Here is a 24,420-nt window from a genome sequence, read left to right on the forward strand (position 1 = left end):
GGAGAGTGATCTCCCGACCGGCCCGCAGCCGATTCGTTTCTGCGTGCCCGCGCCCAGGTGGGGCGCGGTCAGTGACTCAGTGCATGGCCACACCGGAGCTGCCGGACGGCAGGTCGCTCGCCTTGGCCTTGATGACGAAGACCGCCACCACCAGCGCGAGGGCCGCGAGCACCGCACCCACGATGAACCCGTGCGAGATGCCGGTCGCGAGCACCTCGTTGGCCGCGAGCGTGCCCTTGGGGAACTCGTGCGTCTTCACGAGTTCGGCCTTCTGCAGGTCCGTCGCGGTGGCCATGAAGCCCGGGAGCTGCTTGTCGGCCTCGTCCTTGGCGTAGTGCGCGAAGACGGTGGTCAGGATCGAGAGGCCCAGCGAACCGCCGATCTGCTGCATCGAGTTCAGCAGGCCCGAGGCGGCACCCGTGTCCGCGTCGGCGACGCCGGCCACGGACAGCAGCATCACCGGGACGAAGATCAGACCCATACCGAAGCCGAAGATCACCGTGGGGCCGAGAACCCCGTCGATGTAGCCGCTGTCGGAGTCCATGAAGGTCAGCCAGGTGAGACCGATGGTGACCAGGGCCGCGCCGCCGGCCATGAACGGCTTCGGGCCGTACTTGACCTGCAGCGTGGACGCCAGCTGGGCGGCGATGATGATCGCCACGCTGATCGGGAGGAAGGCGAAGCCGGCCTTCAGCGGACCGTAGTTCAGCGGCCCCTGTACGAACAGCGTGATGTAGAAGAAGATGCCGAACATGGCCGCGGCCAGGCAGAGCATCATCACCAGGCCGCCGGTGCGGTTGCGGTCGGCGAACAGGTGCAGCGGGGTGATCGGCTGCGAGGTGCTGCGCTCGACCGCGAAGAACACGGCCATCAGCACCACACCGAGCGCGAAGGAGCCCAGGGTCAGCGGGTCCGTCCAACCGTCGGAGGCGGCGCGGATGAAGCCGTACACCAGGGCCACGAGGCCGATCGTCGAGGTGAGCGCCCCGGGCAGGTCGAAGCGGCCGGACTGGCGCTCGGACTCGGCGATGTAGCGCGGCGCGGCGACGGCGATCAGGATCGCGATCGGCACGTTGACGAAGAACACCCAGCGCCAGTCGAGGTACTGGGTGAGCAGACCGCCGGCCAGCAGGCCGATCGCGGCACCGGAGCCGGCCACCGCGGAGAAGACGCCGAACGCCTTGTTGCGTTCCGGGCCCTCGTCGAAGTTGGTGGCGATCAGTGCGAAGGCGGTCGGCGAACATATCGCACCGCCGATGCCCTGCAGGGCGCGAGCGGCCAGCAGCAGGGTGCTGTCCTGGGCGAGACCGCCGAGGAGGGAGGCCAGGCCGAAGATCAGCGTGCCTGCGATGAACACCCGCCGCCGGCCGAGGATGTCGCCCGCCCGGCCGCCGAGCAGCAGCAGACCGCCGAAGGCCAGGGTGTAGGCGTTGATGACCCAGGACAGGTCGGTGGTGGAGAACTGCAGCGCGTCCCTGATCTGCGGCAGTGCGATGTTCACGATGGTGGCGTCGAGCACCACCATCAGCTGGGTGGCCGCGATGACGGTCAGGGCCAGGCCCTTGCTCCCGCTCTTCGCCCCCTGTGGTGGTGAGTTCTTCGTCTTGACGGTGGAAATAGCCACGATTGTGCCCCCTGCTGGCTATGTGCTTCGCATGCTGCGGACATCGGTCCGGCATGGTGGTGCGGCTTCGCGCGCGCTATGAAGGAACGGTTGCGTTCACTACTCTGGACGATATCCGGTGCAGGATTGTGAACGCAAGCGTTCTCTAAGGTTGGTGACAATGGCTCAGTTGGCGTGGCGCGGTGGAGCGGCGGGCGGGGTTCAGGCGGGCGGGGTGCAGGCCGGCGCACCGGCCCCGACCTGGACGAACGGCGGTCCTGTCGCGGGTGCTTCGTCCACGGACCCATCCGCGGAGTCGTCTGCGGAGTCGCCCGCGGACCCGTCCGCGCCGGTCTCGCCGTCGGTGCCGGTATTGTCGGCGTCGGTGCCGCCCGGGAGGGTGTCCGGGGCGGCGTGTGGGTCGGTTCCCGGGGTGCCCGTGATGCCGGTCGCGTCGCGGCCGGTGGTGTCGGCGTCGGCCGGCTGCCCCGTGAAGAGTGCGGCCGAGGCGCTGACCCGGCCGATCCGCCGACGGGGCAAAGCACTGGAGGAGGCGATCTTCGAGGCCACACTCGACCAGCTCACCTCCGGCGGATACGCACGGCTGACGATGGAAGGCGTCGCCGGGGCAGCCCGGACCGGAAAGGCCGCGCTGTACCGGCGTTGGGCATCGAAGGTCGAACTGGTCATCGACGCCCTGGACTCCACTCTGCCACGCCCCACCGAAGCCCCCGACCTCGGGTCGGTCCGGAGTGAACTCCTGCAGCTCATCGGCAGTTTCGCTGCCGCCATCAACTCCCCGGCCGGTAGCGCCATGAACGTCCTGATGGCCGAACTCGACCACCAGCAGGCCGAGGTCTTCAAGGACTTCGCGAACGACCGGGTGATCCAGCCGACCCGGGCCACCATCGTCGAGATCCTCCGCAGGGGCGAGGAGCGCGGCGACGTCCGCCCCTGCTCGGCCGCCAGTCCGCTCGTCGCCGACATCGTTCCGGCGATGTTGCTGTACCGGATCAAGACCTGCGGCCGGCCCATGCCGCCCGCCTTCGTGCTGGAACTCGTGGACGAGGTGATGATGCCGCTCGTCCGCCGGTAGTCGGTAGTCGGTAGTCGGTAGCCGGTGGGTGGCGGTTAGAGGGTGACCGGTCGCCCCGGGGCGGCGCTGCAGGGGCGCGGCGGTGCGGTGGTGCCGGGATGCCGTGGGGCGTGCGGGCGTGCGGGCGTGCGGGCGTGGACGGTGCAGAAACGTGGGTGCGTGGACGGGGGCGGTGCTGGGCGTGGGTCTGGCCCCGACGGGGGTCGGACGGCGGTGCGGGCGGGCCTTAGGCTGGAGGTGCCCCGACTGAACGGAAACCCCTGATGCCCGTCGTCCCGCCGACACACTCCGTCGAGCGCTCTCTGCGCCGCGCCGGAGCCCGGATCGTCGTCGGCCTCGACGAGGTGGGGCGCGGAGCCTGGGCCGGACCGGTCACCGTGGGGGCGGCCGTCACCGGGATGCGCAAGCCGCCGGAGGGCCTCACCGACTCCAAGCTGCTCACCGAACTGCGCCGGGAGGCGCTCGCCCCGGTGCTCGCCGACTGGGTCACCGCCTATGCACTCGGTCACGCCACTGCGCTGGAGTGTGACGAGCTCGGCATGACGGCAGCCCTGCGGCTCGCCGCCGTACGCGCGCTCCAAGCCCTGCCCGTCGAGCCGGACGCGGTGATCCTCGATGGCAAGCACGACTACCTCGGCGGTCCCTGGCGGGTGCGCACTGTGATCAAGGGCGACCAGTCCTGTGTCTGTGTCTCCGCGGCGTCCGTCCTCGCCAAGGTGCACCGCGACGGCATGATGGCCGAACTCGGCGAGACGCACCCCGAGTACGGCTTCGCCGACAACGCCGGCTACCCGTCCCCGGTCCACCGCGCGGCGCTGGAGGAACTCGGTCCGACGCAACAGCACCGGACGTCCTGGGCGTTCATGGACGGGCTGCCCAGGTGGAGCCACCTGAAGCGCGGCCGGTTGCACGCCCCGATGGACGAGCAGCTGACGCTCGGCTTCTGAGCCCGACCCGCGGCTGCCCGTTCGGGCTTCGCGCGTGAATCGTCGCTGACGCCCCGTCGGTTCTGTCGGTCGGGCCGTGTGCCGGTCCGTCCGGTGGAGTGTTCCGTTCTGCCCGTCCGTCCTTCGGCCTCCCGGTGGTGTGTTGTGCGCCCGGACACGCGGGCGGGTGGTGTGGAGTCCTCGTCACGGCGGACGCCGTTTGGTCGCCGGGGAGTTGCCCATGGGTTGCCGCCCGGTCGCGGACAAGTCACGGATGCATACGGATGCGCCGATCCGGGTCCCAATGGGTGGGGCGCCCGTGCGCATCCGACCGGCATTTGATAGATATCCGGGTATGCCTGTCTTCCCCGAGGAGCCGGAGATTCATAAGAGCCTCCCGGGCCCCGGCGTTCCCTTCCCCCGCGAGTCGGACGCACAAGCCCTTCGCACCCCTGCTGTTGCCGGCTCGAACGCCGCCAGCCCCACCAACACCACCGGCGGGTCCGCCGTGGCCGGCTCGGCCCCTGCGGGTACGACCGCAGTGGCCGCTGCCCCGGTGCCCGGACCCCGGCCCGCGCCTCCGCGCCCGGCGTCGCCGCGCGCTGCCCGGCCCGGGCCGCCGCCGCGTCCGACGCAGGTCCCGAAGCCGGGTCCCGCGCCGCGCCGCCCTGCCACTGCCGGGCCGGAGGCTGCGGCAGCTCCGCCGGCCGGGAGCCCGGAGATCGCCGTGCAGTACGTGTCGGCTTCGACGGCCGATGCGCTGGCCCGCGCCGACGAGGCCGTGGACCTGCTGCTGGACTCCGACCACAACCCGGCCGACATCCTGGTGCTGACGGTCGGCTCCGCACACCCGTGGGCGCAGCACGAGCTGTCCTTCGGCGCGGCCGAATACTGGGCTCAACTCGCCGAGGGCGGTGACGTGTTCTATGCGGATGCGTTCTTCGCCGATGCCCTCCCTCCGGATGTCTCGTCGAGCCGTCCGGTGCGTCGCGAGGTCGTGGTCCTGGCCGTCAACGGCGGTGGCGCCGGTACGGATTCGGTCGCCGCGGCGTACGAGCGGGCTGTGGCCCATGCGTCGTCGCTGCTGGTGGTGTGCGGTGACGCCGGTCCCGCGGCTCTGGCGGCTGCTGCCGCCGGTTCGGCGCTCGATCGCTCGCTGTAGGTCCGTCCTCCTTGTCGTCGTGGTCCGTCCGGCCACGGTTGTGTTCTCGTCGGGTGCGGTACTGCCCGGTCGTGCGTGTTCGGTGCGGCCGGGTGGATCGTGTCCGGTTGCGTTGCGGCCGTCCGCTCTCGGGTGGGCGGCCGCTGCTGTGCGTTCCCTCCCCGTTCTCGTGGGAGCGGGCGGTGGCGGTGGCGGTGCTGTAGCGGGGCGGGTGCGACGGCGCACCCGGTTGTCCTGGCCTGCGCCGACCCGCTGCGGGCTCGGCCGGCGGCCCCGTCCGTGGGTGGTCGGGTGTCCCCGGCGCCCCGCCGTCCCGGCTGGGCCTGCCCGGGGCCGGGCCGGACGGGGCCGCCGTGCGGCAGCTGCGCGGGACCGCCGCCGGGGTGCCGAGGGGCGTACCGGTGGCGGACCCCGCGGGGTCAGCGGCTGGCGGTCCGCCGCACGGGCTCGCCCGCGGTCACGACCGACGGCGTCCACGACCGGTCCGTCCCGCGGGCGCGCTGCCCGCGTTCGGTGCGCGGGGTGCGGTCCGCTCCGGGCCGCGTCGGGCGCTGCCCTTCGAGGGCGGAGCGCGGTGGCAGCTCGGTCACCGTGTGGACCGGCCCGTCCGTCCATGATCCGGAGTGTGGCGTGCGTCCGCTGCGCTCCTCGCCCAGGATCTGCCAGCCGGCCGGGGCGAGGGTGATGTACGCACCGCAGCGCAGTCCGTGCAGGGTCGCCGCGTCGCGCAGCGCCCACATCCAGGCACCGTCCTGTTCGGTCCAGCCGGCCGTGCCCTCGCGGCAGCGGAGCAGGACGGCCGTCCGGACCGGGGCGGCCAGCCGCAGGTCGTGCGGGGTGACCTGGCGGAGGTGGGAGAGCAGGGCGTTGCGGTGCTGCCAGCCGTCGGTCTGGTGCGGCCAGGGGGCGAAGGAGGCGGAGGCGGTCAGCCGCTGCAGTGTGTCCAGGACGCCCACGACCACGGTGCCGGGTTGCGGCAGGTGGCGCTGGTGCAGCTCCAGGACGAAGTCGCGGGGATCCCGCAGGTGCGGGATCCCGGAGGCGGCCCACGTCTCCAGGTCCACCACCCGTTTGGGACAGGGGCTCCGGGTGGGGGGATACTGACCGCGGTCGATACCGTTGATCACGGTCCTCCTTCCCGACCCACGGGCACGCGGGTAGCTGCGTACGCCGAACACCGGGTCCTTGGGACCGGGCTCTGGGTACGGTCCAATTCTCACGGCAGATGGGTCGGACCGGCAACGATGAAATGATGAACGCCGCCCGAAAGCCCACGTTCTGCCGGATATATTCCACCGCCGTGCGACCGGCACTCAGGTGCCGCCGGACTGTGTTCCGGCCCGCCCGTAGGGCCCTGTCGATCGCCGCTCGCATCTGCTCCTCTCCCTCCTTTCACTTCCGTTGCCGTGCGTTACTCGGGCAGCCATTCGCCCGTTCGAGTGCCGTTCGAACTCGCGTCGCCGTTCTTCCCGCGGTGTGCCCCCGTTCGCCCCGGTGCCGGGCCCGGTAGGAGCGGGCCCGGCCCGAGCGGGTCCGGCCACTTCCGGGGCCGCGGTCGGTCAGCCCTGCACCCCCAGGACCAGCGGCAGCACCGCACTCGCCCCGGCCCTGCGCAGGAGCCGCGCAGCGACGGTGACCGTCCAGCCGGAGTCGACCAGGTCGTCCACGAGCAGGACCGGGCCGCCGGCCCCGGCGATCGCGGCCTCGGCCTCCGGAGGCAGTACGAGCGCGCCTGCGAGCGAGTGCAATCGCTGGGCGCTGTTGCTGCGCGGGCCGTGCGGGGGGCGGCCGCCCGCGTAGGCGACCTGCCCGAGCAGCGGCAGGCGGCCGATCTCCGCGATCCGTGCGCCGAGGCTGCCGACCAGTGCGGGGCGGCCGGCCGAGGCCATGGTGACCACCCCGACCGGACGCTCCAGCCGGGTGCCGTCGGCGTTCTCGGGCCCGGCCCAGCCGCCGGGGCCGCGCGCCCAGTCGGCCAAGACGGCGACGAGGGCGTCGACCATGTCGGCGGGGACGGGTGCGTCCGGGGTCTGCTCGGAGAACAGTGTGCGGAGGCGGTTGCCCCACCCGATGTCGGAGAGCCGCCCGAGCGCGCGGCCCGTCTCGGCCTGCTCGCCGGCCGGGATCCGGCCCTTGAGCGGCACGCCCAGCGCGTCCATCCCGGTCGGCCAGAGCCGGCGGGGCTCGAAGACCACGCCGGGGCGTCCCAGGGCGGCCCGGGCCGCGGCGAGCGTGTCGGCGGATACCTCGGTGCCGTGCGCGGGCCCGGCGCAGGAGTCGCAGCGACCGCACGGGGTGGCCTGCTCGTCGTCCAGCTGGCGGCGCAGGAACTCCATCCGGCAGCCGGTGGTGGCGGCGTACTCGCGCATCGCCCGCTGTTCGGCCTCCCGGGAGGCGGCGACCTTGGCGTACCGGGCGGTGTCGTACTCCCAGCTCTGGCCCGTGGCCGTCCAGCCGCCCTTGACCCGGCGCACCGCGCCGTCCACGTCGAGGACCTTGAGCATGGTCTCCAGCCGGGCCCGGCGAAGGTCGACCCGGGGTTCCAGGGCGGCGGTGGAGAGCGGGCGCCCGGCTTCGGCGAGCGCGTCGATCGTCCGCCGGACCTGCTCCTCGGGCGGGAAGGCCAGCGAGGCGAAGTAGCGCCAGATCGCCTCGTCCTCGCGGCCCGGCAGCAGCAGGACCTCGGCCCGGTCGACGCCGCGCCCGGCCCGGCCGACCTGCTGGTAGTACGCGATCGGGGAGCTGGGGGAGCCCAGGTGCACCACGAAGCCCAGGTCGGGCTTGTCGAAGCCCATGCCGAGGGCCGAGGTCGCGACCAGGGCCTTGACCCGGTTGGCCAGCAGGTCGGCCTCGGCGGTGCGGCGCTCGGCGTCCTCCGTCCGGCCGGAGTAGGAGGCGACCGGGAAGCCGCGCTCCCGCAGGAAGGAGCTGACCTCGTCGGCCGCGGCGACCGTCAGGGTGTAGACGATGCCGGAGCCGGGCAGCCGGTCGAGATGGTCGGCGAGCCAGGCCAGGCGGTGGGCGGGATCGGGCAGGGCGAGCACGCCGAGGGTGAGGCTCTCTCGGTCGAGCGGGCCGCGCAGCACCAGGGCGTGCTCGTCGCCACTGCCGGTGCCGAGCTGCTCGGCGACGTCGGCGGTGACCCGGGCGTTGGCGGTGGCGGTGGTGGCGAGCACCGGGACGCCCGGGGACAGGTCGGCGAGCATGGTGCGCAGCCGGCGGTAGTCGGGCCGGAAGTCGTGGCCCCAGTCGGAGATGCAGTGGGCCTCGTCGACGACGAGCAGGCCGGTGGAGGCGGCGAGCTTGGGCAGGACCTGGTCCCGGAAGTCGGGGTTGTTCAGCCGCTCGGGGCTGACCAGCAGGATGTCGACCGCGCCGGCCGCCACCTCGGCCTGGACGGCGTCCCACTCGTCGGTGTTGGCGGAGTTGATGGTGCGGGCGTGGATCCCGGCGCGGGCGGCCGAGTCCACCTGGTTGCGCATCAGCGCCAGCAGCGGCGAGACGATCACGGTCGGACCTGCGCCGCGGGCGCGCAGCAGGGCGGTGGCGATGAAGTAGACGGCGGACTTGCCCCAGCCGGTGCGCTGCACGACGAGTGCGCGGCGGTGGTCGACCACGAGGGCCTCGATGGCCAGCCACTGGTCCTCGCGCAGGACGGCGGCCGGCCCGGCGAGCTCGCGCAGCACGGCCTCCGCCCGCGTCCGGACCTCGGCGCGGTCGGCGGCCGTCGCGGCGCTGCCGGTGGCGGCGGGGGTGACGGGATTGGTGTGGGTGTCGGGCTGCTCCATGCCGTCCATGTAACCGCGTGAGTCCGACAGGAGGCGAACCGCCGTGTCCGGGCGGCGGTTCCGGGGGCCTCGAATTCGCTTCGGAGCCCGCCTGAATAATCGTCAAATGTGGGCCGGTGGAGTGAACGGCGCAGATCCGGACGAGTATAAGTAATATTCGTAGACCCGGCTCATCCACAGGAAAAAGGGAATTCAAGAAATTCTGGCGGATTCGCGGCAGTCTTCCGGCCATGACCAACGAACGCATCGCACGTCCCATCGGCCCCGTTCCCGGAGCGCAGTCCGTCACCATGCGGGGTCCGGCGGACATGGCCGAGCTGCTGCCCTACCTGATGGGCTTCTTCCCCGACGACAGCATCGTGGCGGTCGGCCTCCAGGGGCCGGACCTCCACCAGGGCGGGGTCATCCGCCTGGACATCCCCGATTCGACGGCGGACTGGCCGACCGTCGCGAAGGAAACGGCCGAGTTGCTGACCGAACTCTCCGCCCAGCGGTACCGCCGTCCCGAGCAGGTGCTGCTCTACCTGTGCCAGGACCCGGGCGACGGGCACGGCCCGCCGACGGTCGAACGGCTCGGTCCGCTCGCCGAACGGTTGCGGACGTCCTTCGAGCAGCGGGGGGTGGTGGTGAAGGAGTCGCTCTGCATCTCCGGCGGCCGCTGGTGGTCCTTCCTCTGCCGGGGCGAGGGCTGCTGCGACCCCGGCGGGAACCCGATCCGCCGGTTCGACCGGGCGCCGGGTCCGGTGTCCGCCGCGGCGGCCTTCGCGGGCCTGGCGCCGCGCGGCAGCCGCAAGTCCATCGTGACGGGCCTGTCCCCGGTCGGTCCGCCGGTCGCCGAGGGCCAGCGGCTGGCCATTGCCCGGGCGCTGGCCGGCGCGCCCGGCGGGGGCGCGGTCGAGACCCTCGGCGGGTCCGCGGAGCTCCGCGAGCAGTCGGCGGCGCTGCTCGACCGGGCGGTCGTGGAGTTCGCGGCGGGAGCCCGCGAGCTCGACGAGGAGCGTGCGGCGGTGCTGCTGGTGGCCCTGCGCGACAGACAGCTCCGTGACCGCGCCGCGGAGTACGCGGAGTCCGGCGAACTCGCACCCGCCCAGCGGCTGTGGCGCTTCCTCGCCAGGCGCTGCGTGCCGCCGTACACCGAGCTGGCCGCGCCGCCGCTCACCCTGCTGGCCTGGACGTCCTGGGTTGCGGGCGACACCGCGACCGCCCGCGTGGTCCTGGCGCACACCCTGAGGCTCGACCCCTCGTACCTGCTCGCCCAACTGCTGTACGAGTCGCTGAACGGAGGCCTGACCCCCGAGCTGCTGCTGGAGGGCGTCCGGGCCGAGCGTGCCCGCAGGGCGAAGACCGCCGGGCTCAGGAGCCCGGCGGAGGAGCTGGGGTCGGGCGACGACCCCGAGGACGGGAGCGAGCCGGTACCCAAGCGGCCGGGTGGCGGGTCGCCCACGCGCGGCGGTGCGTGCCTGCAGATCGAGGCTGCTCCGCCCGTCGGGCCCGGCGCGGTCGAGGCGGCCGCGGGGGCTGCCTCGACCGTCCACCAGGGGGCCGGGGACCAGTACGGGACGAGGCCTGCCGCCGGCGAGCCCGGGCCGGGCACCGTGGACGCCCCGGGCACCGAGGTCTCGACGACGGCGGACATCGGCTCGGATCCCGCCGACACCGGTACCGGCAGCGGAACCGGCCCCGGTCCTGACCCCGGCACCGGCACGGACGCCTTCGGCGCGGGCCCGGCGGGTCCGCTCTCGCCGGGTCTGTCGTCGCCCGGTGCGCCGCCGGTCGGCCCGCCGCCGGTCGGGGGGTACCGCCGGGCCCAGGCGCACCGTGTGCCCGGTTGTCGGCCGGCCGCCGGCCAGGCGGCGCGCTCGGCAGCGTCCTGCGACCGGCCCGCCGCGGGGCCGCCCGCCTCCGCCAAGGTGCGCCTGGGGCGCTTCCCCCGGCAGACCACCGCCGAGGCCCGGCGCAACTGCCGGGGAACGCGGCGCAGGCCCGTCGGGTCACGCCATGTCTGACACCCGGCGGCCCGGGCCGTCCGAGCGGTCCGAGCAGTCCGGGATGCGGCCGGTGGCCGGGCGGGGCGCACGCTCCGCCCGGCACCGGGACCGGCCCCGTCGGCTGCGGCTGGTGCCGCCGCTAGACCTCGCCGCGGACCATCGAGATCAGGCGCTCCAGGACCTTGCCGCCGCTGACCCGGAGCCCGTCGTGCTCCCACTCGTTGGTGATCCATGTCCGCAGTCCGCGCACCGACCGCGCGGTGTCCAGCGAGTCCGCGGTGTCGACGTACATGTCGTCGTGGTAGACCGCCGCCGCCACCGGAACTTCGTTGGCGGCGAGCTGCGCCGGGTCGTACAGGTCGGGCCAGTCCGTGCGGGCCGCGAGCAGTTCCGCCGTCTCCTGCAGCGGGCGCAGCGCCGGGTCGGTCTCGAACAGCGACGGGTAGATCATCTCGCCGGTGAACAGGACCGGGGCCCCGGATTCCAGCGCCGCCCCGGCGTCGAACTCCGGGAACTCCTTGCGGACGCGCTCGGCCGACCAGGCCGTTGCGGCCGGGTCCACCGACCGCTGTCCGTAGATCGATTCGTGCAGTACGGCGTACAGCGGGCCCTCGGCGAACGAGAGCTTGGCCTGGACGCCGGCCAGGAAGGTGTCCGACAGCTCCGGTCCGTCGACGCCGTCGACCCAGGCCTCCTCCAGCAGGTAGTGGAGGACGTCGGAGCCGGAGCCGGAACCGAGCAGCATGCCCAGGCCCTGGAAGGCGCCGACGGTGAGCAGTCCGCCGTCGGGCAGGGTCGCCGGCGACGCGGACAGGTGTGCGGCGATCCGGCGGACCGCCTCGACGTCCTGCGGGTATCGGGCGTAGTGCGCCTCGTTCTTGCGGACCACCCGCGGGTAAGCGGCGCGGTAGACGTCGTCGGCCGAGCTGCGCAGCCCGGCCAGACCGCCGGTGATGAACGCCTCCCTCAGGCCCTGGGGGGCGAACGAGAGGTAGGTGAGGGTGCAGAAGCCGCCGAAGCTCTGTCCGAGGACGCTCCACTTGCGGTCCGCGCCGAGCAGCCGGTGCCGGATCAGTTCGGCGTCGCGCACGATCGAGTCCGCACGGAGGTGCGCCAGATAGTCCGCCTGCTCCTGCGGGCCGCCGCGCCGGGCCAGCGTCTGCCGGTTGGCGGGAGTGGACCGCCCGGTGCCGCGCTGGTCGAGCAGCAGCACCCGGTAGTCGTCCAGGGCGCGGACCAGCCAGGTGTCGCGACCGAGCGGACGGCCGGCCTTGCCGCCGGGCCCGCCCTGGAGGAAGAGCAGCCAGGGCAGCTCGTCCTTCTCCCGGCCCGAGGCCACCACCTCGCGGGCGTACACCGCGATCTGTTCGCCCTGCGGGGCGGAGTGGTCGAGCGGCAGGTGGAAGACGTGGTCGGTCGTGACAATCCCGGGCAGCCGGCTGGCGGTGGACATACAACTCCTCGGTATCTGCTGATCACAGCGGGTCCGGGCGCCGTCCACGGTGTTGCCGGTGCGGGCGCCACGACCCCCGCACCGTATCCTGGCGGCGATCGAGCGCCGGTTCGACGGTTGCCGTCCGCGGCCATCGTCGGGGAGGGCGGCGCATCCGGTCGGCGGCACCGGGTCAGGGTGCGGTTCGACCAGGAACGGCGCCGGACGGCAGCAGGACGGCGGGGGTACGGGCCCGGGGGAACGGCGGCCCGGTCGAGCCGGGTGCCCGACCCGAGCGGCGACCCACGGGGGTGTCGACGCGTTACCTGCGGCCGGTCCCCGGCGTTCAACCCCGCAGGGGGTCGCCGGAGGACGGTGGTGCACGATCGCGGCGACCGCAGCGACGGGCCCGACGCGAGACCGGTCGCGGGCCGTGCCGGACCGGGCTCGCCCCGGCGCATCCGGGCCGGAGCGAGCCTCCGGTACGGGGCGCGCGAACGGACCGGCCTGCGGACCGGCAGCCGTGCCGGGCCGCTCGGCGGGCCCGCCGACGCCCCCGGGGGAGGGGACGCACCGGGCAACGGTCCGCGCGCGGTTCCACGGAGCCGGTGCGACACCGGCAGCAGGACCAGGAAGGACGACGACCACCTGTCGTAGGGAACGACTCGCCGGGTCGCAGGAGAGCAGTACCGGGTGCGGAGACGGACCCGGTCCGGAGCGGCGGCGGTACCGGGCGGTGCCGGGTGCCGCATGGCACGACCCCGCAACGGGTACGGCCGGACACGGCACACCGCCGACGGGACCGGCCCGACGGCACGGCAAGATCAGCACGCGAACGAGCATGCTCGCGGCCCACGGCCTGACCGGCCACCGGACCGCCGAGGGGAGGAGAGTCCGGTGACCGCCATGAGGCCACCACAGGCCATGCCGGCCGAGACCGTGGTCGGCGGCGCGCCGAGACCGGTCGGTCGTCCCGACCAGGGGCCGATCGGCACCGCGTCGGGTATCCCGGGTGCGCCCGGCATGCCCCCGGCCGCACCCGGGATGCCGCCCGGCGCACCGGGTGCGCCCGCGGGCCAGGCCCGACCGGCCGCAGCGCCGCCCCGCCCGCAGCCCGCAGCCATCCACCACGCGGTGCTCTGCGTCAACGCGCCCGCGATGGCGGCGTCCGGCCCCGACGGGCAACTGCGCGGACACGGGTTGCACGGCTTCTACCGGTCCGGCGTCCGGGTGCTGGCCCGGATGGAATTGCGCCTGGGCGGCGTCGAGCCGCTGCCCCTCCAGGGCGCCCTGACGACCGCCGCGCAAGCCCGCTTCATGGGGGCGGTCCGGGTCCCGGGCGACCTCGACCCCGACCCGGCCCTTACCGTCGAACGGCTCCGGCACGCCGACGGCGTCGAGACCGTCACCGTACGCAACAGCGGCAGCCGCCCCGCCCGGCTGCCGCTGGAGATGGCCCTCGGTACCGACCTCGGGCCGGTCGGCGAGATCGCGGCCGGACACCGCCCGCCGGACCTGCCCGGCCAGGTGCAGTCCGCCGGCCTGCGCTGGGCCGGCCCGGGGCACAGCGCCACCGTCTCGGCCAAGCCGTCGCCGCACGCGGTCCTCGCCGGAGCCGGGGTGCTCCGCTGGGACCTGGAGATCCAGCCCGGCGCCCGCTGGTCGGTCGAGCTGCGCATCGAGCTGGAGACGACCGCGCCGGGTCCCCGGCCGCCGGGCGGTCGCGGACCGGGTGTACCGCTGCCGTGGGCCGAGCCCGAGGTGCGCAGCGACGACGCCCGGGCCGAGCTGCTGGTGACGCGCTCGTTGGATGCCCTCGGCGGGCTGCTGTTCGCCGACCCGGACCGGCCCACCGACCTCTACGCCGCCTCCGGGGCCCCGTGGCGGTTCGGGCTCGCTCCGGCGGACGCGCTGTGGGCGGCCAGGCTGACGCTCCCGCTGGGCACCAGGCTCGCCGTCGGCACGCTGCGGGCCCTGGCCCGCCGCCAGCAGCAGCCCCCCGGGCCCGGTCAGGGGGCGGCCGGGCAGGGCGCACCGGGGCGGCGCCCCGACGGCCTGCTGCCCGGCGCCCTCCGGCACGGCGGGCCCGAGCTGCCCCCCACCTGCACGGCGACCGAGGCGACCCTGCTGTTCGTGACGGTGCTGGCCGAGGCCTGGCGCTGGGGCCTGCCCCGGCACGAGGTCGCCGAGCTGCTGCCGACCGCGGAGCGGGCACTCGAAGCCCTGCGCGGGGGCCTGGTCGACGGGTTCGTCACCGACCTGAGCCGCCCGGTGGAGGACCGTGCTGCCCACCCGGTGCCGGCCCGGGCCGAGGTCCAGTCCCAGGCGCACCGGGCCGCTCTGCACGGCGCCGAGCTCCTGGCGGAGTTCGGGCGTCCGGGCGCTGGGGAGTGGCGGGACTGGGCGGCCGACCTGCGCGACCGCTTCCGTGAGCGGTTCTGGGTAGACGACCTCTCCGGCGGGCGTCCGGCCGCGGCGCTCGCCCCGGGCGGGCAGCCGCTGCCCGCGGTGGCCTCCTCCCTCGTCCACCTGCTCGACACCGGGCTCTCCGCCGAGGGCGGTCGGCACGAGAGCCTCCTCGACCGCGAGCAGACCAGGCTGCTGGCCCAGCGCCTGGCCGCGCCGGAACTCGACAGCGGCTGGGGCCTGCGCACCCTGAGCGCCAAGTCCGTCCGGTTCAATCCGCTCGGCCACCGCAGCGGCGCGGTGCGGATCCACGAGACCGCGCTGGCGATCGCCGGGCTGGCCGAGTCCGGGCACGAGAACGAGGCCGGTGCCCTGCTGGAGGGCCTGCTGAGCGCGGCGGCGCACTTCGAGGGCCGCTTCCCCGAGATGTACGCGGGGGAGCAGCGCAGCACCGGCTGCCCGCCGGTGCCGCACCCGGCGGCCTGCCGCCCGGCGGCGCTCTCGGCGGCGGGCGCGGTGCACGCGGTGTTCGCGCTCGCCGGAGTACGGCCGGACGTCCCGGGCGGTCGGGTGCTGGTCCGTCCGGCCAGTACCGCCCCGCTGGGCGAGCTCCAGCTGACCGGTCTGCGGGTCGCGGGCGAGCCCTTCTCGGTGCGGGTCAGCCGGATCGGCGTGGCGATGGTGGAGGAGGCGCCCCCGCAGCTGCAACTGGTCGCCCGCTGACCCTTCGGAGCCGAGCCGTGGGGGTCCGCGCCTCGTCCGTCGGTGCTCGCCGGTCGGTGCTTCGGCGTTCGCCGGCCCGGCGAGTGCGCGCCCCGGCTCCGGGCGTGCGCGGCGGCCGCCGCCGAGCAGCCCTGCGGCCGCCCGCCCGACAGGCCCGGTCCCGCGGCTCGGCGCCGGGCGTTCCGGCCCGCCCGCGTTTCGCACCACCCGGACGCGCCGACCACCCGGACGCACGACACCACCCGGAAGGCCCGGGAGGCCCCTTCTGCCCCCGCCGCCGAGCGGGACGAAGGGGGCTCGATGGTGGCCGAAGGAGCCCGTCGTGCACCGGCCTGTGCTTATCGTCAGAGAGACGACTATGATCGGGTCCATGTCGCGTTATGACCCGTCGGCCTTCCCCCCGTTCGCTGTCACGGTCGACCTGGTGGTGCTGACGGTGCGGGATCACGCGCTGTGTGCCCTTCTGGTCCGCCGGGGCGAGCCCCCCTTCCAGGGCTACTGGGCCCTGCCCGGAGGCTTCGTGCGCCAGGACGAGGGACTGGCCGAGGCCGCTTCCCGGGAGCTGGCCGAGGAGACGGGTCTGCGCGCGCACTCCGCCCCGCTGCACAGCGAGGCCGGCTTCGGGGCGGCGGGCCACGGGGCTGTCGTCCACAGCGGGGTTGCCCACGGCGCCGTTGCGGGCGTCGGCGGTACCCAGGGCGTGGTGAGCCACGGGGTGCCCGGACCGGGGGGCGTGTCCCACGGGCCGGCGGGTGCCGCCACGGCGGGCGCCCACCTCGAACAGCTCGCGACCTACGGCCATCCACAGCGCGACCCCCGGATGCGGGTGGTCAGCGTGGCGTACCTGGTCCTGGCACCTGACCTGCCGACACCCCGTGCGGGTGGGGACGCGAGCGGTGCGCGCTGGGCGCCGGTGAGCGAGCTGCTCGGACAGGCGCCGGTCGACGGCGTCCCGCTGGCCTTCGACCACGGCCTGATCCTGGCCGACGGGGTGGAGCGGGCCCGCTCCAAGATCGAGTACTCCTCGCTGGCGACGGCCTTCTGCCCGACCGAGTTCACCGTCGGCGAGCTGCGCCGGGTCTACGAAGCGGTGTGGGGCGTGGTGCTCGACCCCAGGAACTTCCACCGGAAGGTCACCGGAACGCCCGGCTTCCTGCTGCCCTCCGGCGGGACCACCACCCGTCAGGGCGGTCGCCCGGCCCAGCTGTTCACCCCGGGCGGAGCCACCGTCCTCAACCCGCCCATGCTCCGCCCGGAAGCCTGAGCGGCGGTCGGCCGACTGCCGCCCGGATCCCAGCCGCCCAGCCCCAGGCCCAGACCCCGGCCATCCGGCACTGCAGCCACGAGAACCGCAGTGCCGAGTGCCGAAGCGGCGGGGCGCATGCGCGGGGTGTCACAGGCGCACCGTGCGAGCGCCTTGCCCGGCCTGCCCCTCGCTGCCGGCGCCCCGCCCCGTGACCCCACCGTCGGCCCCGCCGGCACCCGGCCCACCGCCACGGGCTCCCCACCCACCGGCCCGCCACCCCTGCGGCCAGCCGCCCACCCACCGCCACCGACGCGGCTGCCTGCCCGCCCGTCGCAGGATCGGATTGTCCCCTGATCGGGTGAGGTGTGCGGACGGTCGGCCCGCCCCGCTCCCGTAATGCCCGGAATCGCCGTCAACGGCCCCTAATGTGCTGGCGCGGGGGCGAGCGGGCGGAAAGCGCCGACGGTGCCGCAACGTGCGGACCGGGTCGGCCGAGGGCATGGGAGCAGCCAGCGATGATCCAGATCACCGGACTGACCAAGGTGTACCGAAGGGGCGTCCCGCCGACGGTACTCGACCTGACTTTCGACGCCAGGCCCGGCCTGGTGACGGCGCTGCTGGGTCCCGAGGGTTCCGGGAAGTCCACCGCGCTGCGGCTGATGCTGGAACTCGAACGCGGCCAGGGTGTCACGCTGTTCGACGGCCGGACCTACCGTCGGCTGCGCCGTCCGGAGCGTGAGGTCGGCGTCCTGCTGCCCGATCCGGGTCCGGGTTCGGCGGTGGGCGACGGCACTGCCACCGGCCACCCGGGGCGGACGGCCCGCGGACACCTGCGGATGCTGGCCGCGGCGGTCGGCGTCCCGGTCGGCCGTGCCGACGAACTGCTGGAGCAGACCCGTCTGGCCACCGTGGCCGAGCAGCGCCTGCGGGCCTTCTCGCCCGGCATGCACCGGCGGCTGGCCCTGGCTGCCGCCCTCCTCGGAGATCCGCGCACCCTGCTGCTGGACGCGCCCACGGAGGGGCTGTCGCCGCGCAATGTCGAGTGGTTCCACTCCTTCCTGCGCTCCTTCGCGGTGGCCGGCGGAACGGTGCTGGTCACCACCCGCACCCCGCAGGAGGCCGCGCGGCTCGCCGACCGGGTCGTCACCCTCGACCAGGGCCGGCTGATGGCGGACCAGCCGGTGACCGAGTTCCGCCGCACGCGGCTCAGTCCGGAGGTCGCCGTCCGCGGTCCGCAGATGGCGCGGCTCGCCGATCTGCTGGTCGGCCAGGGGGCCGAGGTGCGACGGGACGGCGGGGCGGGGCTCGCGGTGTCCGGCGTCGGCCGGACGGAGATCGGCGAACTGGCCTACCGGCACGGCATCCTGCTCCACGAGCTCGCCGACCGCGTGGTGGAGCAGCCCGCGCCCCGGGCGGTGCTCCCGGCGGCCTCCGGCCGCTCCGGACACCTCCAGGTCCGGCGTCCGGACGTCCGCCGCGGCACGCACCCGGAGACCCGCACGCAGTCGCAGGCGGAGTCCCGCGTGTCGGAGTCCCGTAGGGAGGCCCGCCCGGAGACCCACACGCAGACCCACACGCCGACGTTCGCGGAGCCGCATACGGATGCCCGCACCCAGGTGGACGCCCGCCCCGCCGACCTGCCGACCACGCGCCGTACGGAGGCGGTGCCGGCACCGGCCGCCGACGCGCGGCCCACCGCCGGCACAGCGCTTCCGGTGCCCCTCCCCGTGCCGGCCGCTGCGCCCGTACCGGTGTCCGCGCAGTTCCCCGCGCCGCTGTCGGTCCCGTCCCCGGTGGGGGCAGCCGCGGGGTCGGTCGACGCACCCGGCCCGAGGTCGGCGCCCGACCGGGGCGCCGCTTCGGTCAGGCGCACCGACGAGTCCGACACCTCGCCGACCGTCATGGTGGACCGCCTGTTCCGGAAGAGCGCCACCGATTCGGGCGGCCGCGCGGTATCCGTCCCGGCCCACCGCACGGACGGGGACACCGTCCGGCTCGGCCGGATCAGCCGCCAGGACCCCGGACTCCCCACCGCACCCGCACCCGCCGGCACGCACGGCCCGAGCACCCCCACCCCGAGCACCCCCACCCCGACCGGCACCACCCCGACCGGCACCACCCCCGAGCAGCGGAGCGAGTGACCCGTGCGAGTACTGGCCTATGAGCTGCGGCGTCTGCGCGGCCTGCGTTCGACCTGGCTCCTCCTCGGTGCCGTGCTGCTCTGTGACGCGGTGGTGGCGGCGGTGCTGGCCCACCAGACGCCCGACGGCCCGGTCGGCGGCGCGGCGGGGGTGCGGTTGCTGACGGCGGCGGTGCCGCTGATCCCGCTGCCGTTCGCGGCGCTGGGGGCGGGCGTGCTGGGCGCGCTGTCCTACGGGCACGAGGTGCGCTACCAGGGGCTGGCGGCCTCGCAGGTGTCCTATCTGCGCCGGGTCCGGCTGCTACTGGGCAAGCTGACGGTGGTGGGCGCGGTGGCTGCGGTACTGGCCGTCCTCACGGTGGCGGTGGACGCGGTGGCCGCCCACCTGGCACTGGCACCCGGGGCGACGGTGGCGGCGCTGGCGGACCCGTCCGCCCTGTCGGTCCGGACGTCGGGCCTGCTCGCCCGGGCGGGGCTGTCCGGGCTGGGCGACCTCCCGGCCGTGTTCGCGCCGCTGGCGCTGGGCACCGGCGCCGGTGCCCCTGCGGCGCTGCTGGCCTTCGTCCTGCTCGTGGTGGTGGCGGGGTGGACGGGCGTACTGACGGCGTCGCTGACCCGCAGTGCGGCGGCCGGGATCCTGATGTTGTGTGCGCTGCCGCCGCTGCTGGAGTCGGGAGTGGCGCTGCTGCTGCGCCAGACGGGAGCCGCCTGGCCGGCCCGGGCGGCCGAACTGCTGCCGTTCCAGTCGGGCTTGGAGTGGGCGTACGCCTGGGTGTACCGCGGTGGCCACCGGGTTGCGGACGGACCTGACGGCGGGTCCGCCCTGACGGACCCGGTCCTGCTCGCGGCGGTGGCCTCGCCGGCGGTCGTCCTGCTGGTGCTCGCGCTCCTGCTCCAGGCCCGCCGCCGCGCGCTCTGACCCGAGCCCCGTCCCGGCGTCCCGGCGTCCCGGCGTCCCGGCGCCCCCCGCGCCGCCCCCGCACCGCAGAGCTCCCCGCCCCCGCACCGCCCGGCGTTCCGCACCGGCCCTCCCCGCTCCTCCCCGCTCCTCCCCGCGCCTGCCCCAACTGCGGTGCGGGGAGGGCCGGGGCGGCGGTTCGCCAAGATCGACCAGCAGTGACCGTATTGAGCGTTTCTTCCTGATAAGAAGTCAATTATCCAGTCACGGTCGATCACCCTTTCGTGTGCTTTTCACGAGAATTCTCAAGCTGCGGCCGCCGATCGCCGACAAAGGAGCTGTGAGTACCCTTGCGCACCCCACCATGACCAACGCCCGTACCGCCGACGGCGCCATCCACGGCACCGGCCACGGCGATCTGGACCGCTTCTCGTACGCCGACCGGCCCGTGCCGCCCCCGCCCCGCTGGGAGGGCGCCGAGTCCGACCTCGTCCGGGTCGGCCGCAAGACCACCAGCAGCCGGGGCCGCGGGCTGCACGGCCAGCTCGTGCAGCAGCTCGGCCAGATGATCGTCTCGGGGGACCTCGGCGCCGACCGCCCGCTCGTCCCCGAGGAGATCGGCCAGCGGTTCGAGGTGTCCCGCACCGTCGTCCGGGAGTCGCTGCGCGTGCTGGAGGCCAAGGGCCTCGTCAGCGCCCGGCCGAACGTCGGCACCCGGGTCCGCCCGGTCGGCGACTGGAACCTGCTCGACCCGGACATCATCGAGTGGCGCGCGTTCGGCCCGCAGCGCGACGAGCAGCGCCGGGAGCTCTTCGAGCTGCGCTGGGCGATCGAGCCGCTGGCGGCCCGGCTCGCCGCGGGGCACGGCCGGGAGGACGTCCAGCAGCGGCTGGTCGAGCTGACCGAGATCATGGGCCACGCCGCCGCCCAGGCCGACCTCTCGACCTACTCGCGGGCCGACGCCGAGCTGCACGCGCTGGTCCTGCAGATGGCCGGGAACCGGATGCTGGAGCACCTCTCCGGCATCGTCTCCTGCGCCCTCCAGGTCTCCGGCGGCCCCGGCACCACCTGCGAGCGGCCGTCCGAGTCGTCGGTCAGCCTGCACGCCCGGCTGGTGGACGCGCTCGGTACCGGCGACGGTACGGCGGGCGAGGCCGCGATGCGGGCGCTGCTCACCGTGCACCCGGAGATCGAGCCCTCCGTCCCCGCCCCGCGGGAGCACTGAGCCGACCCGCGCCCGCCCCGCACCCCGCCACCCCGTGACCGCCACCCGGCCCCCGGCTGCACCCCACGCGCAGCCGGGGGCCGCCGCACACCACCGGTCGCCCCGCCCGACCCCGCGCCGCAGCCACCCCCTCACCCGCCCCGGAGCCCCGCCCGCCCCGGCCCCGCCCGCCCCGGTACCTCGCTGGGCCCCGGCTCCCACCCGACCCAGCGCCGAGTTCGTCCGCCCCCGCACCGAGATCCGCCACCGCCCTGCACCCGACCCCACCCCCGACCACGAGGCCCCCGACCACCCCGCCCCTGCCCCCGCCTCCGATCGCCCCGACCACCGCCCCACTCGACCCCCGCCCACCTCCCCCGAGGGGTTTTCGCTCGCGATGCGGCACGATGGAAGCGGCCCCCGTTGTGGCGGACGGACCCCGCGCGACCCCTGCGGAGGATCCGACGCCACCCCGGCGGATCCCGGCGAGCACCGGCCGAACCCGGTGTGACCCGCGACACGAAGGCCATGCGTAACACTTGACGGGTAGCAGCGATGTGTACGGAGCGGAAGCAGCTCCGGAATACCCCAACATGTCAGAATGCTGTGTTGGTGTGCGGCGCTGCTGCCGTCCTGCAAACCCAGTCCTGAAGCCCGAGTCGGTCGGAATCGACACCGCGCGCCCGGCGCGCGATCTCCTTCCCCGCCCGCTCGGGCGGCCGGTACGGGTTTCGAGTCCACTCATCGTCCGAGAGGTTGTTCGTGTCGGCCAGCACATCCCGTTCGCTCCCCCCCGAGATCGCCGAGTCCGCGGCTCTCCTGGCGCTCATCGAGCGGGGCAAGGCCCAGGGGCAGATCGCCGGTGACGACGTGCGTCAGGCCTTCGAGGCGGACCAGATCCCGGTCACCAAGTGGAAGAACGTCATGCGCAGCCTCAATCAGGTGCTGATTGAGGAGGGCGTGGACCTCATGGTCAGCGCGGCCGAGCCGGCCGGTGCCAAGCGCAAGAGCGTCGCGGCCAAGAGCCCCACCAAGCGCACCGCCACCAAGGCGGTCACCACGCGGACCCCGTCCGCCCCCACCAAGCCCCCGGTGCGGATCGCGCCCGGTGCCCCGGTCGCCGCCCCGGTGGCGGTCCCGGCCGCCGCGGCCCCGGTCAGCACCGTGTCCGCCGAGGTCCCGGTCGAGGGCTCGGTCGCCGGCGTCGCCGAGGCGAAGGCCCCGGCGAAGAAGGCCGCCGCTCCGGCGAAGAAGGCCGCGGCCAAGAAGACCGCTGCCCCGGCGAAGAAGACGGCCGCCAAGAAGACCACCGCCGCCAAGGGCGGCAAGGGCGACGAGGAGCTGCTCGGCGAAGAGGAGCTGCTGGAGGACGTGGCGCTGCCCGGCGACAAGCCGGGTACCGAGGGCGAGGCCGGCGGTCCGGAGGAGGAGTCGGAGGGCTTCGTCCTCTCCGACGACGACGAGGACGACGCGCCCGCGCAGCAGGTCGCGGTCGCCGGTGCCACCGCCGACCCGGTCAAGGACTACCTGAAGCAGATCGGCAAGGTCCCGCTGCTCAACGCCGAGCAGGAGGTCGAGCTCGCCAAGCGCATCGAGGCCGGCCTCTTCGCGGAGGACAAGCTCAGCGCCGCCGACAAGCTCGCCCCCAAGCTCAAGCGCGAGCTGGAGATCATCGCCGAGGACGGCCGCCGCGCCAAGAACCACCTGCTGGAGGCCAACCTCCGCCTGGTGGTCTCGCTGGCCAAGCGCTACACCGGTCGCGGCATGCTCTTCCTGGACCTCATCCAGGAGGGCAACCTCGGTCTGATCCGTGCGGTCGAGAAGTTCGACTACACCAAGGGCTACAAGTTCTCCACCTACGCGACGTGGTGGATCCGCCAGGCGATCACCCGCGCGATGGCCGACCAGGCCCGCACCATCCGTATCCCGGTGCACATGGTCGAGGTCATCAACAAGCTGGCCCGCGTCCAGCGCCAGATGCTCCAGGACCTGGGCCGCGAGCCCACCCCGGAGGAGCTGGCCAAGGAGCTCGACATGACCCCGGAGAAGGTCATCGAGGTCCAGAAGTACGGCCGCGAGCCCATCTCGCTGCACACCCCGCTGGGTGAGGACGGCGACAGCGAGTTCGGTGACCTGATCGAGGACTCCGAGGCGGTCGTCCCGGCCGACGCGGTCTCCTTCACCCTGCTCCAGGAGCAGCTGCACTCGGTGCTGGACACCCTGTCCGAGCGCGAGGCGGGCGTAGTCTCGATGCGCTTCGGCCTGACGGACGGTCAGCCGAAGACGCTGGACGAGATCGGCAAGGTCTACGGGGTCACCCGTGAGCGCATCCGCCAGATCGAGTCCAAGACGATGTCGAAGCTGCGCCACCCGTCGCGTTCCCAGGTGCTGCGCGACTACCTGGACTGATCCGGTCCAGTAACTGCACCAGTCGTAACGGCGAGGCCCGGAGCACACCGCTCCGGGCCTCGCCGCATGCGCGGGTGCGATCCGCGAGCCGGTCGGCGAGCCCGGTCGGCCCGCCCGCCTGCGCCCGTCCGCGACCGACGGAGCCCGCTGTGACCGACGGCACCCCCTGCGTCTGCGGGCACCCCACGGTGCCTGACGCCACCCCTCGCCCGCTGGCCCCACCCCCTGCGGCCGACTGCGTCAGCGGGCGGGTGCTGGTTGTCGCTCGTCCGGGTGGCTGTCGGCCGGGAGCCGGTCGCGTACGGTAGTGGTTCGCCTACGCTGTGCCGGTTGCCTGCTGCCGAGCCAACCTGGAGACACGGTGCTGCCCTACCCGGACCGCGTGGACCTGCCGATTGCCGTCCCGCCACCGGCCCGGCTCGGCGACGGTGCCGGGCGCGCGAACCGCCGCCCCGGTCGCCGCCGGGCGGCCGTCCTGGCCCTGCTGGCCGCACTGCCCGTGCAACTGCTGGTGGTGGGGGCCGCGGCGCCGGCGGAGGCGCAGCGGCGGGTGGTCGGCGGTACGGCGGTGTCGACGAAGGACCACCCGTGGATGGTGGCGCTCTCCAGCCGCCGGCTGTTCGGCAGCGGCCGCTCCGGCCAGTTCTGCGGGGGTGCGCTGCTCACGCCGACCAAGGTGATCACGGCGGCGCACTGCTTCTACGACGAGTCCTCGGGCAAGCGGGTCGAGCGCCCGGGGCTGACGGCCGTGCTGGGCCGGGACGACCTGCGGGGTTCGGCCGGGCGCGAGGTGGAGGTGCGGTCGGTGGTGGTCCACCCCGCGTACGACTTCCACACCAACATGAACGATGTGGCGGTGCTCACCCTCGCCGATCCGCAGCCGACCCGGCCGGTGATCCGGACGGTCGGCCAGGGCGAGACCGGGCCGTACGCGGCGGGCACGCCGGCGCGTGTCTACGGCTGGGGGGACACCGTCGGCAACGGTAGTTACTCGCCCACGCTGCGCGGGGTGGAGGTGCCGATCGTCTCGGACCAGGCGTGCGTCCGTGCGTACCCGGGTGGGGCGGATGGCCGCTTCGAGGCCCGGGGCATGGTGTGCGCGGGGCACGAGCAGGGCGGCAAGGACGCCTGCCAGGGGGACAGCGGCGGGCCGCTGGTCGTCGACGGCCGACTGGTCGGCCTGGTGTCCTGGGGGACGGGTTGCGCGGAGGCGGCCCACCCGGGCGTTTACACCCGGATCGCCTCGGTGGCGGACTGGGTGCGCTCGGTGGTCTGACGCCGGAGGCGGCCGTCCGGATCCAGAGAGCCCCGATCCAGCGGGCCCCGATCCAGTAGCCCCGGATTCAGCCGCCCAGAATGCATTGAGAGCCGGGTGCAGTGGAGCCGGATCCGCGGCGGC

Annotated in this window: 14 protein-coding genes and 2 pseudogenes; 12 read left to right on the forward strand and 4 right to left on the reverse strand. The window is 74.4% G+C overall.

Annotated features, from left to right (window positions below; translation table 11 throughout):
- Positions 1-76 precede the first annotated feature (76 nt).
- Positions 77-1,624 (reverse strand): MFS transporter, encoded by a 1,548-nt coding sequence (locus ACWGB8_RS11950; RefSeq protein WP_452212709.1) that lies wholly within the window; start codon positions 1,622-1,624, stop codon positions 77-79.
- 421 nt (positions 1,625-2,045) lie between these two features.
- On the opposite strand from ACWGB8_RS11950, the gene ACWGB8_RS11955 reads away from it, so the two are divergent.
- The 3 genes from ACWGB8_RS11955 to ACWGB8_RS11965 all read left to right on the forward strand — a co-directional run bounded on the left by ACWGB8_RS11955 (position 2,046) and on the right by ACWGB8_RS11965 (position 4,787).
- The gene (locus ACWGB8_RS11955) at positions 2,046-2,699 is read left to right on the forward strand and encodes a TetR/AcrR family transcriptional regulator (RefSeq protein ID WP_452212711.1); all 654 of its coding nucleotides are present in this window, start codon (positions 2,046-2,048) and stop codon (positions 2,697-2,699) included.
- A gap of 263 nt (positions 2,700-2,962) precedes the next feature.
- Complete coding sequence (locus tag ACWGB8_RS11960) at positions 2,963-3,646, forward strand: ribonuclease HII (RefSeq protein WP_452212713.1); 684 nt, start codon at positions 2,963-2,965, stop codon at positions 3,644-3,646.
- Positions 3,647-4,352: 706 nt separating this feature from the next.
- Positions 4,353-4,787 carry a hypothetical protein gene (locus ACWGB8_RS11965; RefSeq protein ID WP_452212715.1) on the forward strand — a complete coding sequence of 145 codons (435 nt, stop codon included), beginning with the start codon at positions 4,353-4,355 and terminating at the stop codon, positions 4,785-4,787.
- Between the two features lie 419 nt (positions 4,788-5,206).
- On the opposite strand, the gene ACWGB8_RS11970 is transcribed toward ACWGB8_RS11965, so the two are convergent.
- Together ACWGB8_RS11970 and ACWGB8_RS11975 are read right to left on the reverse strand one after the other, a co-directional pair.
- Positions 5,207-5,854 carry a hypothetical protein gene (locus tag ACWGB8_RS11970; protein ID WP_452212717.1) on the reverse strand — a complete coding sequence of 216 codons (648 nt, stop codon included), beginning with the start codon at positions 5,852-5,854 and terminating at the stop codon, positions 5,207-5,209.
- Positions 5,855-6,346: 492 nt separating this feature from the next.
- A complete protein-coding gene (locus ACWGB8_RS11975) occupies positions 6,347-8,575 on the reverse strand; it encodes a DEAD/DEAH box helicase (protein WP_452212719.1) in 2,229 nt (742 codons plus the stop codon).
- Positions 8,576-8,805: 230 nt separating this feature from the next.
- On the opposite strand from ACWGB8_RS11975, the gene ACWGB8_RS11980 reads away from it, so the two are divergent.
- Positions 8,806-10,581 (forward strand): DUF4192 domain-containing protein, encoded by a 1,776-nt coding sequence (locus ACWGB8_RS11980; protein ID WP_452212721.1) that lies wholly within the window; start codon positions 8,806-8,808, stop codon positions 10,579-10,581.
- Positions 10,582-10,702: 121 nt separating this feature from the next.
- Here ACWGB8_RS11980 and ACWGB8_RS11985 read toward each other — a convergent pair whose 3' ends face one another.
- On the reverse strand, positions 10,703-12,016 hold the full coding sequence (locus ACWGB8_RS11985) for an alpha/beta fold hydrolase (protein WP_452212722.1): 1,314 nt from the start codon (positions 12,014-12,016) through the stop codon (positions 10,703-10,705).
- An 885-nt stretch (positions 12,017-12,901) separates the two neighbouring features.
- On the opposite strand from ACWGB8_RS11985, the gene ACWGB8_RS11990 reads away from it, so the two are divergent.
- The 8 genes and pseudogenes from ACWGB8_RS11990 (at position 12,902) to ACWGB8_RS12025 (ending at position 24,297) form a co-directional block, all read left to right on the forward strand.
- Positions 12,902-15,124: a glycogen debranching N-terminal domain-containing protein gene (locus ACWGB8_RS11990; RefSeq protein ID WP_452212780.1), complete on the forward strand. Its 2,223-nt coding sequence runs from the start codon at positions 12,902-12,904 to the stop codon at positions 15,122-15,124.
- 370 nt (positions 15,125-15,494) lie between these two features.
- Positions 15,495-15,737 (forward strand): annotated as a pseudogene (locus ACWGB8_RS11995) (NUDIX domain-containing protein); the annotation flags it as partial.
- A 147-nt stretch (positions 15,738-15,884) separates the two neighbouring features.
- Positions 15,885-16,388 (forward strand): annotated as a pseudogene (locus tag ACWGB8_RS12000) (NUDIX hydrolase); the annotation flags it as partial.
- 497 nt (positions 16,389-16,885) lie between these two features.
- The gene (locus ACWGB8_RS12005) at positions 16,886-18,511 is read left to right on the forward strand and encodes an ATP-binding cassette domain-containing protein (RefSeq protein ID WP_452212723.1); all 1,626 of its coding nucleotides are present in this window, start codon (positions 16,886-16,888) and stop codon (positions 18,509-18,511) included.
- 3 nt (positions 18,512-18,514) lie between these two features.
- On the forward strand, positions 18,515-19,429 hold the full coding sequence (locus ACWGB8_RS12010) for a hypothetical protein (RefSeq protein WP_452212724.1): 915 nt from the start codon (positions 18,515-18,517) through the stop codon (positions 19,427-19,429).
- A gap of 265 nt (positions 19,430-19,694) precedes the next feature.
- The gene (locus ACWGB8_RS12015; protein WP_452212726.1) at positions 19,695-20,633 is read left to right on the forward strand and encodes a FadR/GntR family transcriptional regulator; all 939 of its coding nucleotides are present in this window, start codon (positions 19,695-19,697) and stop codon (positions 20,631-20,633) included.
- A gap of 741 nt (positions 20,634-21,374) precedes the next feature.
- Positions 21,375-23,021 (forward strand): RNA polymerase sigma factor, encoded by a 1,647-nt coding sequence (locus tag ACWGB8_RS12020; RefSeq protein ID WP_452212728.1) that lies wholly within the window; start codon positions 21,375-21,377, stop codon positions 23,019-23,021.
- Positions 23,022-23,403: 382 nt separating this feature from the next.
- The gene (locus tag ACWGB8_RS12025) at positions 23,404-24,297 is read left to right on the forward strand and encodes a S1 family peptidase (RefSeq protein WP_452212729.1); all 894 of its coding nucleotides are present in this window, start codon (positions 23,404-23,406) and stop codon (positions 24,295-24,297) included.
- Positions 24,298-24,420 lie beyond the last annotated feature (123 nt).

It is taken from the genome of Kitasatospora sp. NPDC054939, from assembly GCF_053610105.1.